General features: G+C 65.2%; 12 protein-coding genes. 5 read left to right on the forward strand and 7 right to left on the reverse strand.

What is annotated here, in order from left to right; all coding sequences use genetic code 11:
* Positions 1 to 1,050: an ATP-dependent DNA ligase gene (locus tag ACQR3T_RS08580; protein ID WP_428693116.1), complete on the reverse strand. Its 1,050-nt coding sequence runs from the start codon at positions 1,048 to 1,050 to the stop codon at positions 1 to 3.
* A 104-nt stretch (positions 1,051 to 1,154) separates the two neighbouring features.
* Here ACQR3T_RS08580 and lppU point away from each other — a divergent pair, with 104 nt between their 5' ends.
* Both lppU and ACQR3T_RS08590 read left to right on the forward strand, forming a co-directional pair.
* Entirely contained in the window at positions 1,155 to 1,760 is a 606-nt protein-coding gene (gene lppU / locus ACQR3T_RS08585; protein ID WP_032378331.1) for an LppU family putative lipoprotein, read from the forward strand.
* On the forward strand, positions 1,757 to 3,190 hold the full coding sequence (locus ACQR3T_RS08590) for an MFS transporter (RefSeq protein WP_428693117.1): 1,434 nt from the start codon (positions 1,757 to 1,759) through the stop codon (positions 3,188 to 3,190). Before lppU ends, ACQR3T_RS08590 begins: the two co-directional genes overlap by 4 nt.
* A 1-nt stretch (position 3,191) precedes the next feature.
* Here ACQR3T_RS08590 and ACQR3T_RS08595 read toward each other — a convergent pair whose 3' ends face one another.
* The 5 genes from ACQR3T_RS08595 to ACQR3T_RS08615 all read right to left on the reverse strand — a co-directional run bounded on the left by ACQR3T_RS08595 (position 3,192) and on the right by ACQR3T_RS08615 (position 7,157).
* Complete coding sequence (locus ACQR3T_RS08595; RefSeq protein ID WP_428693118.1) at positions 3,192 to 4,070, reverse strand: universal stress protein; 879 nt, start codon at positions 4,068 to 4,070, stop codon at positions 3,192 to 3,194.
* A complete protein-coding gene (locus tag ACQR3T_RS08600) occupies positions 4,063 to 4,569 on the reverse strand; it encodes a hypothetical protein (RefSeq protein ID WP_428693119.1) in 507 nt (168 codons plus the stop codon). Before ACQR3T_RS08600 ends, ACQR3T_RS08595 begins: the two co-directional genes overlap by 8 nt.
* Positions 4,566 to 5,447 carry a universal stress protein gene (locus ACQR3T_RS08605; RefSeq protein WP_428693120.1) on the reverse strand — a complete coding sequence of 294 codons (882 nt, stop codon included), beginning with the start codon at positions 5,445 to 5,447 and terminating at the stop codon, positions 4,566 to 4,568. Before ACQR3T_RS08605 ends, ACQR3T_RS08600 begins: the two co-directional genes overlap by 4 nt.
* The gene (locus ACQR3T_RS08610; protein WP_428693121.1) at positions 5,444 to 6,445 is read right to left on the reverse strand and encodes an Acg family FMN-binding oxidoreductase; all 1,002 of its coding nucleotides are present in this window, start codon (positions 6,443 to 6,445) and stop codon (positions 5,444 to 5,446) included. Before ACQR3T_RS08610 ends, ACQR3T_RS08605 begins: the two co-directional genes overlap by 4 nt.
* An 82-nt stretch (positions 6,446 to 6,527) precedes the next feature.
* The gene (locus ACQR3T_RS08615) at positions 6,528 to 7,157 is read right to left on the reverse strand and encodes a TetR/AcrR family transcriptional regulator (RefSeq protein WP_428693122.1); all 630 of its coding nucleotides are present in this window, start codon (positions 7,155 to 7,157) and stop codon (positions 6,528 to 6,530) included.
* A gap of 78 nt (positions 7,158 to 7,235) precedes the next feature.
* Here ACQR3T_RS08615 and ACQR3T_RS08620 point away from each other — a divergent pair, with 78 nt between their 5' ends.
* The 3 genes from ACQR3T_RS08620 to ilvD all read left to right on the forward strand — a co-directional run bounded on the left by ACQR3T_RS08620 (position 7,236) and on the right by ilvD (position 10,574).
* A complete protein-coding gene (locus tag ACQR3T_RS08620; protein ID WP_428693123.1) occupies positions 7,236 to 7,775 on the forward strand; it encodes a cupin domain-containing protein in 540 nt (179 codons plus the stop codon).
* Entirely contained in the window at positions 7,772 to 8,689 is a 918-nt protein-coding gene (locus ACQR3T_RS08625) for an alpha/beta hydrolase (RefSeq protein ID WP_428693125.1), read from the forward strand. The genes ACQR3T_RS08620 and ACQR3T_RS08625 overlap by 4 nt, the downstream gene beginning before the upstream one ends.
* A 157-nt stretch (positions 8,690 to 8,846) precedes the next feature.
* Positions 8,847 to 10,574: a dihydroxy-acid dehydratase gene (gene ilvD / locus ACQR3T_RS08630; protein WP_037171477.1), complete on the forward strand. Its 1,728-nt coding sequence runs from the start codon at positions 8,847 to 8,849 to the stop codon at positions 10,572 to 10,574.
* 197 nt (positions 10,575 to 10,771) lie between these two features.
* On the opposite strand, the gene ACQR3T_RS08635 is transcribed toward ilvD, so the two are convergent.
* Positions 10,772 to 12,943 carry an MFS transporter gene (locus tag ACQR3T_RS08635; protein ID WP_428693126.1) on the reverse strand — a complete coding sequence of 724 codons (2,172 nt, stop codon included), beginning with the start codon at positions 12,941 to 12,943 and terminating at the stop codon, positions 10,772 to 10,774.
* Between the last annotated feature and the right edge of the window lie 30 nt (positions 12,944 to 12,973).

A 12,973-nucleotide genomic window follows, 5' to 3' on the forward strand; every position in this document is an offset into this window, starting at 1 on the left:
CTATCGTCCCCCGGCAATCACATCGGCGACGTCGTAGCGCACCGGAACCTCGAGCTGGTCGTAGGCGCACGAGCGCGGCTCGCGATCTGGACGCCAGCGCAGGAACCGCGCCACATGCCGTAGCCGTGCACCTTCCATCTGGTCGTAGGCCACCTCGATGACCCGCTCGATGCGCACTGGAATCCAGTTGCGATCGTTCGACGAATTCCAGCGGGTCGCCTCCCCGTCGTACGTGACGTCGTCACCGAGTCGCAGTGGCTCTAGTTCTTCGAGCAACTCCAGCCGCCGCTTGTCGGTGAATGCCGACGCGCCGCCGATCATCCGCAGGTCGTCGCCATCGTAGAGACCGAGCAGTAGAGAACCGATACCGTTGCCGGACTTGTGAATCCGATAACCGATCAGCACGCAGTCCGCGGTGCGGGCATGCTTGATCTTGACCATCTCACGCTTGTTCGGCAGATAGAGCCCGTCGAGCTTCTTGGCCACCACGCCGTCGAGGCCTGCACCTTCGAATCGCTCGAACCAATCCTCGGCCACCGCCGCATCATCGGTGGCGGAGGTGACGAAGCAGCTCGGCCCGCCGGTGCCGACCGCGTCGAGCAATCTCGCACGCCGCGTCGAGAACGGCTCGCTCGTGAGGTCCTCGTCGCCGACGGCCAACAGGTCGAATCCGATGAACTGCGAGGGTGTCTTCTCCGCGAGCATCGTCACCCGACTCGCCGCGGGATGAATTCGCTCCGACAACGACTCCCAATCCAGGCGCGTGGAACCGTTCTTTTCCCGGGGAACGACGATTTCGCCGTCGACGACGATCTTCTCCGGCAGCTCGGCCTTGACCGCCTCGACCAACTCCGGGAAGTATCGCGCCAGGTCCTTGCCCCCGCGTGAACCGAGCACCACCTCGTCACCGTCGCGGAAGACGATGGCGCGAAACCCGTCCCATTTCGGCTCGTAGGACCACACCGGTGGCCCGTCCTCGGGCTGGGCGGGCACCATTTTGGCTGCTTTGGCGAGCATCGGCGCGACCGGCACGGCAAGAGGAAGATCCACGCAGATCATCCTGCCTCATGCGGCCGACAACCGAGTCCGATATTTTCTACACACAGACGATCGATGCACACAGCACGGTTGAATTCACGAGGGCAGGACTCACCATGGCGTCATCCAACCGTTCGGTCCGCGCTCTCGTTCTCGCGCTGACGGCGTGCACGGCCCTGATACTGGCCGGGTGCGCCTCGGAAGTGTCCGGTACCGCCGTCGCCATCTCGGGTGCCACCATCGCGCCCACCACGACGAGTGCTCCTCGCACCACCACGAGCGCCCCGACCCCCGACATCGACGACGGCGGCAGCGTCGACATCGATGTGGAGATCGGCGAGTGTGTGAACCTCGGCGGAACGGTCGACGAGGCCACGATCGCCAATGCGGCCTGCGGATCGCCGGAGTCCAACTACGTCGTCTTCGCCAAGACGCCCACATCGGCCGAATGTCCCGCGGACGCCGATCAGTACTACTACGAGACCTACTTCGACATCGAGCAGGGAGCCCTGTGCCTCGACATCGACTGGGTCGTCGGCGGATGCATGGACATCGTCGGTGAGTTCGCCCAGCGCGTCGACTGCGCCACTCCCGGTGCCGACACTCGCCGCGTCGTGACGATCCTGCAGGGCACCTCCTCGGTCGACGATTGCCCCGACCCGGCTCTCTACGGATACGAGAAAGACACCCGCAACTTCGTCGTCTGTGTAGAACGCTTGTGACCGCGGAGGGCATCGCACTCTCCAGCGCCAGGGGGCGGTGGATCGTTGCGACCACCGTGCTCGGCTCGGCTCTGGCGATGCTCGACGCCACCGTGGTCAATATCGCGTTGCCCGCGATCGGCCGCGACCTCGGTGCAGGCGTCACCGGTCTGCAATGGACTCTGAGCGGCTACACCCTCGCGCTGGCCTCGCTGATTCTGCTCGGCGGCTCCCTCGGTGACCGGCTCGGGCGCAGACGGGTGTTCATCTGGGGCACAGTCTGGTTCGCGGCCGCGTCGGTACTGTGCGGCCTCGCTCCCAACATCGAGGTGCTGATCGCGGCTCGGCTGCTGCAGGGCGTGGGAGCGGCGTTGCTCACTCCCGGTTCGCTGGCACTGATCTCGGCGTCCATCAAGGCCGAGGATCGGGGCGCGGCGATCGGGCTCTGGTCGGGCCTGGGCGGCGTCGCGTCGGCCATCGGTCCACTGCTCGGCGGCTGGTTGGTCGACGCCGTCGGCTGGCGTGCGGTGTTCCTGATCAACATCCCACTCGCTGTCGTGGTCGTGTCGGTGGCCGCGAAACATGTTCCGGAGAGCCGAGATCCGCACGCTTCCGGTCGCCTCGACGTGCCAGGCGCGGTGACGGTCGCGGCCGCATTGGGTCTGCTCACGTACGGGTTGATCGAGTCGCACACCGTGGCGTTGGTACTCGGGGTTGTCGCGGTCGGAGTGTTCGTGGTGATCGAGCGCCGCTCTCACGATCCATTGGTGCCACCATCACTGTTTGCTTCCCGAGTGTTCTTGGCGGCCAACCTCGTTACCTTCGCCGTCTACGCGGCCCTGGGTGGAGTGTTCTTCCTACTGGTGTTGCAGTTGCAGTTCGCCGTGGGCTACTCGCCCATCGCGGCCGGAGTGTCGACGCTGCCGATCACAGCCCTGATGCTCGTACTGTCTGCCCGCGCGGGCCGAGTGGCCGGGCGCATCGGACCACGAATTCCGATGACGGTCGGGCCGCTGCTGTCGGCTCTCGGGTTGCTGCTGATGCTGCGCATCGGTCCTGGATCCAGTTATGTCACAGACATTCTGCCTGCGGTCGTCGTGTTCGGACTCGGTTTGTCCGCGCTCGTCGCCCCGCTGACCGCGGCCGTACTCGGTGCGGTGTCCACCGACCGAGCCGGCATCGCGTCGGGGGTCAACAACGCCGTTGCCCGCACCAGCCAACTTCTGGCTGTGGCTGCCCTACCTGCCCTCGCGGGCATCGCCGGCTCCGATTACTCTGCGCCGGAGGTGTTCTCGGCCGGCTTCCACACAGCGATGCTCCTGTGTGCCGGACTGTTGGTGATCGGTGCCGTCATCGCCGCGGTACTGATCCGCGGTACCGGCGACACGTCGAACTGCCCACCGCACTGCGACATGGCATCACCACCGATGGCACCGCGCCAGGGCGCGTGACTCAACGGACGATCAGCACCGAGCAGTCCGCGTGGTGCACGAGATTTTGGCTGACCGATCCGAGAATTGCACCGCGGAGGACACCTCGACCCCGAGAACCCACCACGAGCATCGACGCGGACGCCGACATCGCACGCAGACCTCGTGTCGGGCTCGATTGAGCGCTCACGGTCGTCAGCGTCACCTCCGGGTACTTCTCGTGCATCTTCTCCACATGCCCTTCCAGCCAGAGCTTTTCGCGTTCACCAACGCGCACCCAGTCGACACCCTCGAATCCCGTTCCCGGACTCGGCTGGGCCGCGAACCCCCAGTAGTTGACCGCGACCACCGGCGCGCCCATGTTGTCGGCCATCTCGAGCGCGATGCCGAGTGCTCGATCGGACTGCTCACTGCCGTCGATCCCGACCACGATCGGACGGCCTGCTTCGGCCCTCTTGCTCTCTCGACGGAACAGCAATACCGGGCAGTGCGCGTGTGTCACGACACGCAGCGAGTTGCTACCGAGAGTCAGATCGCGGATCGCGCTCGACTTCCGCGATCCCAGCACGACCATCTCTGCGCCGGCGTCGGCCACGTACGACGCTATGGTGCCGTCCATATTGACGGTTTCCACGTCGACCGTGGGTGCGACGTCGTGAATCGCTCCCTCCGCCCTGGCCAATTGTTTGCGGCCCATGGCTCGAAGATCTCTCTCCAGTGCGCCGCCGTCGACGAATTCCGCCGACCCATACCAGTCCCCCGCTGGCACAGCGTGAACGAGCCGTACGGTCGCGTGGACCTTGTCTGCATACGTCGCAGCCCATCGAGCTGCAGCCTCGGCCTCGGCCGAGCCGTCGATACCCACGAGGATGGGAAGCGTTCGGGCGGTGGAATTACTCATGTCGTTTTCCTGTCTCGATGCCTACGGTCGTGGCTGTGTCCGGCGCAAGGCGACAGACACATATCGGGCAGTGCGCCAGTTCGACCCCCGAAACCGATATCGGGCTCACTTCGACGAGTCTGTGCATCGGCGGACCGTCCGAATGTGGTCGCGGCAGTAGATCTTCGAGGACTTCGAGTCGCACACCCACGACCGCACGGGCAATCCCGTGAATCACTACAGTCGAGTCGGTCGTACGAGCGCCATCCTCGGCGTCGACTTCAAGGACGACCGCGGAATCGAGCACACTGCGTCCCAATCGCGACCGCCCATCGGCGTAGAAGTACACCCGAGTTCCGATCCAGACGATGGACACGATGTCGATGGTGGGCCCGAAGTGGTCGTGGCCGATCAGTCGTGCCACTGTTGCTTGCCTCGCGAGCCGATGTGCAGTGGCCGAATCGAGAATTCGTCGACGCTCGCCGCTGTGCATGCTGTTCGGTACGGTGCGGTTCGTCATCGGTCTCTGCAGATCATCACCGGGCAGTGGGCGTGCCGGGTGAGGTTGCTACTGGTCGACCCGAACAGTGCCCGGGCCACCACTCCCCGACCGTGACTGCCGACCACCACGAGACCGGCCCGTTTGGACAGGTCGACCAACAGATGCGCTGGGTTTCCCTGTTGCACAATATGTTCGACGCTGACATCCGGATATTTCTCGGCCCACCCGGCCAGACATTCGGACATCAGCATCCGCTGTTCACGCTCGATCTCGGCACTGTGGGGTGATCCGGGTAGAGAGAGCGCCGCCCCCTGCGACAACGAGTTCCAGGCAAGCGCGGCGATCATCGACACGCCGAACAGCGAGGCCAGATCGAAGGCTTGCCCGACGGCCACCTCACTGGTCGCGCTGCCGTCGATACCGACGAGAATCGGTGCATCGACGACGTCTGCGCCCTCCCGCCACACGATCACCGGGCACTGGGCCGCGTTCGAGATCTCTTGCGTCGTACTCCCGAACAGTGCCGACACGATCGGACCCGAACCGGAATTGCCGACGACGAGCATGCGCGCGGTACGAGAGAGTTCGACCATCATCGCGCATGCGGACGTCTCCTCCACCGAGGTGGTCACTGCATTGTTCGGATGCCGGGCCAGCACAGCGGCAGCAACGTCTGTGACGACGCGTTCGGCCGCCCGGCGCTGCTCGTCCCACACGTCCCTCGGTATCACCGATGCGGACTCGCCCAGGTAGAACGCGGGCTGCTGCACGGCACCGGCGATGTGCATCGGAGAACCCAATCTCTCCGCGATGGCCGCCGCCCACAGAGCAGCGCTGACACTGTTGGGCGAACCATCCACGCCCACAACGATTTTCTGATGAGCTGCAAGAATCACGATCGTCTCCTGTTCGGTGTGCGGGCGGGCGCAGACAGCACCGACGCCACGGCGTGTCGAGGGGTTCGGGGTGGCGGCGAGCCGATCATGGGGGTGCCGACTCGAATCAGTACCTGCGCCAGACCGTTTCGCGGGGCCAGGGACTCGACCAAGTGCCTGCTTCCCGACTGTTCCGTCAGATGCGTCAGGGGGCATGTCGCGAGCCCGTCCGCGGTCGCTGCCAACAGGAATGCGGACATGGCTCGGCCGCACTGCAACAAATAGAGGCGTTCGTCCGATGCCGTGCCGAGCAACACCACCGTGGACTCGTCCTCGACCGGCTCGGTTGTGACCGTTCTGGAGACCCGATGCGGTTCGGGAAATTGTCTCCCTACCTGCACCCTCGACGCTTCGGCCCGGTTCGTCAGCGCCTCCGGCGGAATTCCTCCCGAGCGGAACGAGTGCCCGGCCCACCATCTGATCTCTGCCTGATAGGTCGCGTCGTACTTTCGTACGCTCGCACTCAGTGTCGAGGCCTTCGCCAACGTCTGTTTGGACTCTGCCGACAGGACGGTCATCTCCGTGCCGTGGTGCGCCTGACGGAGGTACCGCGTCAGAATACGATTGCTCGGCACCGGTCCGAACGCCCGCCGATCCGAGTGGCGGCGGTTGATCGCAGCCAACAGATCGAACTCGTGCGAGCGAGGATGCGCGTCGTGCACGAAGCGAACGTGCGCGAGATGATCGGGCGCACCCGGTGTGGGCAGCAGATCGATCTCGGTCGTCCACCTGAACGCCGCGGCAGCCTTCTCGAGGTGGTCCAACGCTGCCCCGCAGCTCAACACCAACTGTCGCTCGGTCGGGTCTATCACCCCCAGCAACCGCGAGCTGTCGGTGTACAGATCGAGTCCGCGTGCGGAGTATGTCCACCGCCATGGCTGACTGTTGTGCACCGACGGTGCCCGACACGCGAGCTCCACCAGCATCTCCACCACGGCCGTATCCGGCTGATCGTTCATCGACTCTCCTCGGCCTCCCACCCCGACGCGGTGGCTGCACCCACTGTCGCCCCGAGCTCGCCGTGCTCGACAGGGCCATTCGTCACTTGATGGAGGGCATTCCGGTCAGGGAGTTGGGTGCAGGCCGATCCTGGCGAATACCTCGCAGGTACGCCTCCAGAAGACGGTGGCAGGTCCTGTCCCAGTCGGGGTCGGCTCGGCGTGGTTGGGCCAGCATCGAGCCGAGAATCACTACGTCCTTCGGAGTCGTGTCCGGACGTAGCACGCCCGCGTCGATGCCACGATCGATGATTCGGCGGAGGGTGTCGTGGACCTGTCGACGTACCTCCGATGTGGCCGCGGAGGTGATCGACGGTCCGCCGTGCAGTGGCAGAACGAGATCGTTTCGTTGAGTTATCGCGGCGTCGACGAACCGGCGGAGACTGTCGATGGGCTCGATGCCGTCGACTTCGGCGCTTCGGACATTGGCGAGCACCTGCTCGAAAGATCGGTGTGTGAGGTAGGCGAGCAGATCTTCGCGGGTCGCAAAATGTCGGTAGAGGGTCCCGACTCCGACGCCCGCGTCGGCGGCGATCGTGCTCATGGGCACCTGCAGGCCATCGCGGTGGAACGCTGCCGTTGCCGCGCGGATCAGTTCCTGTCGGTTGCGTAGCGCATCGCTCCGCCGGTCGCGTGGAGGTGGAGTTTTCTTTCCTGGCATTGCGTCGTACATCGCTTTCCAACGCAGTCCGTCTGGGCTACATTCATAATCGGACGAATTCTTCCGTTTAAGATACTCGAGGAGACCCCGATGTCCAGGCAATCAGCACCCACCGCGATTCCGGACGACGATCCGTCTCGCATGCTCACCGTCGCGCAGGCCGATGACGCACAACTGCCCCATATCGGATTGGTCGGTGACACGTACACGATCTTGGTCAGTGGTGCCGACACCGATGGCAGATACACCCTGATCGACATGCACGTTCCGCCTGGCGGTGGACCGCCGCCGCACAGACACGATTTCGAGGAGATGTTCACGGTCCTCGACGGCGAGGTCGAGGTGACGTTTCGCGGTGAGAAGATCACCGCAGGAGTCGGGGTGACGATAAACATCCCTGCCAATGCCCCGCACTCGTTCGTCAACGGCTCCGATCGAGCCGCGCGGCTGCTGTGCATGTGTTCCCCTGCAGGGCAGGACGAGTTCTTCACTCTGGTCGGCCAGGCCGTTGCGAGCCGCACCGAGGCTCCGGTTCCGCTCGACGCGGCCGCTACACAAGCTTTCATCGCGAAGTCGCAGACATTGGCTCCGAGTTTCCGCACCGAGTTGCTGCCGCCGGAGAAGCAATGACCCAGCAGCAACGCACAGAACTGGACGGACTGCTGCGCCACGGCCCACTCGACGTCGGAGGAGACGTCGCCGAGCAACGCGTGATCTTCCACGACATGATTTCGGCAGTGCCCCTGCCCAGTGATGTGTCGACCGTCGAGGCCGAACTCGGCGGAGTGCCTGTCGTTCTCGTCGACACCCCTGGAACCGACCCGTCCCGAGCGGTGCTGTACCTGCACGGCGGCGCATACGCGCTCGGATCGGCGGCGGACTCGGTCGGGCTGGCCAACGATGTCTCTCGACGAGTCGGTGCGCGTGTCATCTCGGTCGACTACCGCCTTGCACCCGAACATCCATTCCCCGCGGCCCTCGACGACGCACTGGCCGTCTACCGGGCCCTACTCGAACAGGGCACGTCCAGCGAAAGCATTGCAGTCGTGGGCGAATCCGCCGGAGGTGGCCTGGCGATCACGCTGCTCGCCGCACTCCGCGCCCATGATCTACCGCAACCCTGCTGCGCCGCGGTCTTCTCGCCCTGGGTCGATCTGACTGTGTCGGGCACCAGCGCCACCACCAAAGCCGACCTCGACCCCGCGCTCACCCCCGAGGCTCTGCGCACGCGTGCCCGCGACTACCTCGGCCACAACGACGTGGACACACCGCTCGCCAGTCCCATCAATGCCGACCTCACCGGTTTGCCACCACTGCTGATCCAAGTCGGCTCGCACGAGATCTTGCTCGACGACGCTATCCGGTTGGCAGCCCGTGCGGCCGATCGGAACGTCGAGGTGGACCTTCAGGTCTGGCCGGAGGTACCACACGTCTTCCAGGGCTTCGCCGCTCTGCTCGACGACGCCGACCGTGCGCTGAACGCTGTGGCCGATTTCATGGAGCGACACCGGTTCGCGCCGGCGCCACCGACTCGCCGCTCGTAGCCCGGACGGGGGTCGTACCCGAGGGGTGTCCACACGGACGGTGACGGTGATCCGTCTCCCCGGCGAACGCGCGGAAACAGCGGGTTTAGTGTTGACGACGAATGCGACTCAGGAGCGGAACCTGAGGACGCGCGTCCGCCGACCGCTCAGGAGTGTCATGACGACCCCGCAGAATCCCCCGGAAAAGCAATCCCCCGACATCGACGTCAAACCGCGTAGTCGCGACGTCACCGATGGACTGGAGAAGACGGCAGCGCGCGGCATGCTCCGCGCCGTCGGCATGGGCGACGACGACTGGGTCAAGTCCCAGATCGGTGTCGCATCGTCGTGGAACGAGATCACCCCGTGCAACCTCTCGCTCGAGCGGCTGGCCAAAGAGGTCAAGAAGGGCGTCCACGCCGCCGGCGGGTATCCGTTGGAATTCGGCACCATCTCGGTGTCCGACGGCATCTCGATGGGCCACGAGGGCATGCACTTCTCGCTGGTCTCCCGTGAGGTCATCGCCGACAGCGTCGAAACCGTCATCAGCGCCGAGCGCCTCGACGGCTCGGTCCTGCTCGCCGGGTGCGACAAGTCTCTGCCCGGAATGCTCATGGCCGCAGCACGTCTGGACCTGGCGAGCGTGTTCCTCTACGCCGGTTCCACATTGCCCGGCTTCGCCACCCTGTCCGACGGCAGCGAGCACCAGGTGACGATCATCGACGCATTCGAGGCCGTCGGCGCCTGTTCACGCGGACTGATGTCGCGGGCCGACGTCGACACCATCGAACGCGCCATCTGCCCCGGTGAAGGTGCCTGCGGCGGAATGTACACCGCCAACACGATGGCCAGCGCAGCCGAGGCCATGGGAATGTCGTTGCCCGGCAGCGCATCACCGCCCGCACCGGACCGTCGACGCGACGGATTCGCACACGCCAGCGGCGAGGCCGTCGTCGACCTTCTCCGACGCGGCATCCGCACCAGCGACATCCTCACCAAGGAAGCCTTCGAGAACGCCATCGCCGTCGTCATGGCCTTCGGTGGCTCCACCAATGCCGTCCTGCATCTCCTCGCCATCGCCCACGAAGCGCAGGTCGAGCTGACCCTCGCCGACTTCACCCGCGTCGGCGCGAAGGTTCCCCACCTCGCGGACGTCAAACCGTTCGGCAAGCACGTCATGACCGATGTCGACGCCATCGGCGGAGTACCCGTCGTGATGAAGGCTCTGCTCGACGCCGGCCTGATGCACGGCGACTGCATGACGGTCACCGGAAAGACCGTGGCGCAGAACCTCGCTCACATCGCACCGCCCGATCCCGACGGCAAGGTGCTGCGCGCACTCGACAAGCCGATCCACCCGACAGGCGGCATCACCATTCTCGAGGGCTCACTTGCTCCGGGCGGGGCCGTCGTCAAGTCCGCAGGCTTCGACTCCGACGTATTCGTCGGTACCGCACGAGTTTTCGAGCGCGAGCGCGCGGCAATGGATGCTCTGGAGAACGGAACCATCACCGCCGGCGACGTCGTCGTCATCCGCTACGAGGGCCCCAAGGGCGGGCCGGGAATGCGTGAGATGCTCGCGATCACCGGAGCGATCAAGGGCGCGGGCCTCGGCAAGGATGTCCTGTTGCTCACCGACGGACGGTTCTCCGGCGGCACCACGGGCCTGTGCGTCGGACACGTTGCCCCCGAGGCAGTCGACGGCGGTCCCATCGCCTTCGTCCGCGACGGTGACCAAATCCGACTCGACGTCGGCAAGGGCACCCTCGACCTCCTGGTCGATGCAGCCGAACTGGACTCCCGCGCACAGGGTTGGGCTCCGCTGCCGCCGCGCTACACCCGCGGAGTGCTGGCGAAGTACTCGAAGCTGGTGGGATCGGCCTCGAACGGTGCGGTGCTGATCTAGCACTCACCCCCCTCTCCCCGCCGCCCCTTCCCCCGCCGCCCCTTCCCCGCCGCGTCAATGGACCACTGCATACGTCTGAGACGTGCAAGGGTTCATTCACGCAGCGATGCCCCGCGCGTGAATGAACCACTGCACACGTCTCGGCGATGCAATGGTCCATTCACGCGAGCGGGGTGGGCGGGTGGGGGCAAGGAGAGCTACAGCGGCATTGCCCACATGGAGCTCGAGCGTTCCTTGAATTCGGTGCAGTTCGCGTGTTGCTTGCTCGCCCTCTGGTAGAAGGTCTGCAGCGGAGCAGCGGGTTGCACCGGCTCCGTAGCGGGCGCAACCGGAAGATCGCTGAATTCGAGTGCAGCGTCGAGGGCTTCCTCTGCCTCGACGCGTCGGGTGCGCGCCAGGTTCGACAACGCGAGCTGGTGAATCGTCACCCGCTCACCGGACTTGGCGTCCACGCGGGCCTGTCGGGCAACGGATGCGTCGAGTTCGTACACCTTCGAGGCCAGCTGGTAGATGCTGGGGCGTTCGAGTTCTGCGTCCACCAGAGCCGGCTCGGCCACGGTGCGCGTCGGCACAGTCTTCGGCACGACCTTCGGCACGACTTTCGGTGTGTCTTCCTCGGCGGCACGTAGTGCGTGCCGCGCACTCGGCTTTTCGATTTTTGCGGCCGACGGCCGTTCCAGTAGCTGCTCGAGTTCGGCTACCTCGCGGTCGGCGGCTCCATCCTTGGCAGGCGGAACGACGAAGGGCACTATCGGCTCGAACGGGATCCTCTCCGACGACGTCGCCAGTGCTGCGCTCCGCGAGGGGATCAGCAGCGCCACGATCACCGTGCCGACGCCGAACACCACGGCGGCAACCAGGCTGGTGTGCGTCACCGCATCGCCGAACGCGGCGACGGCATTGGCCTGCAAGTTGTCTGCGAATCCACTGAGAAACGCATTCTGGGCGCGAATGATGTCGGACACGATCACTGCACCGGCAAGCGAATCCTGGGACGCAGCAAGCCCTTCCGCTGCCTGCCCGGTGTACTGGCCGTTCGGTTGCTTACCGGGGAAGGTTTGCAGAAAGCCTTCGATTCCCTGCCGATAGGACGCGGCGAGCACCGAACCGAGCACGGCGATTCCGAGCGAGCCGCCGAGTTCGAGCGCTGTGTCGTTGAGTCCGCCGCCCACACCGAGCTTGCTGTCCGGAAACTCGCCCATGATGGCATCGGTGCACGGCGAGACGGACAAGCCGATCGCGAGACCGAGCAGCGTCAGCACGGGCAGGAAGTCGGAGTACGTTGCGGTCGGGTCGATTCCGATCAACGAGACGACCGACAGCGTTCCCACGACCATGCCCGCGGTCACGGTGATGCGTGGTCCGAGCTTGGGTGTGAGCCACATCGTGATTCCGGATCCGACGAAGACAGCGCCGGCCAACGGCAAGAGGTGCACGCCCGTGGACACCGGGCCGTACCCGAGGGCGAACTGGAGGTACTGGGCGACGAAATAGATCGCACCGAACGTGACCAGGAAGAACACCAGCACCGCGAGGGTCGCGCCACTGAGGATGCGGGAGGAGAACATTCGGACGTCGAGCAGCGGATTGGGATGGCGCAGTTCCCATCCCACGAAGCCCACGATCGACAGCAGGCCGACGAGCGCGAAGTACAACGGCCCGACGGTCCAGCCGAAATGCATTCCTTCGATGATGGCGTACACGACGGTCGACACGGCCAGGACCGACAGCAATCCACCGACCCAGTCGATCGCGCCGGGGTCGACGGCCCGCGACGGCGGAACCAGAACGACGGCTCCGACGATGGCCGCCAACGCAATAGGAACGTTGATCAGGAAAGTCGAATGCCAGGTGAAGCTCTCGAGGAGCCAACCCGCAAGCAGTGGTCCGGCTGCGATGGCGAGTCCGGAGGTAGCCGCCCATACGGTGACGGCGGTGGCGCGCTCCCGCTTCGGGAACGTGGCGACCAGCAGCGACAGCGTTGCGGGCATGACGATCGCCGCGGCGACTCCCATGACGATGCGCGCCAGGATGACTCCGACGGTGGCGTCGGTGAGTGCCCCGGCGATCGAACCCGCCACGAAGATGATCAAGCCGAGAATCAGTGCCCCACGACGGCTGTAGCGATCGCCGATCACGCCGCACAGCAGCATCAGTGATGCGTAGGGGACGGTGTAGCCGTCGATCACCCACTGCAGGTCGCTGCTCGTCAGACTCAGGTCGAGAGTCATCGACGGTGCCGCGACCAGCAGGGACGTGTTGGCCATGACCACGATCAGCAGACTCAGGCACAGGACCACCAAAGCCGACCAGCGTCGTGAATACGGTTTGTGCATATCTTGGACAGGCGTCATCGCAAGCAACGTCATTGTGTTCCCCCCCGTTGGCAAAGTGCCGAC

Source organism: Rhodococcus sp. IEGM1428 (assembly GCF_050321865.1).
GTDB lineage: Bacteria > Actinomycetota > Actinomycetes > Mycobacteriales > Mycobacteriaceae > Rhodococcoides.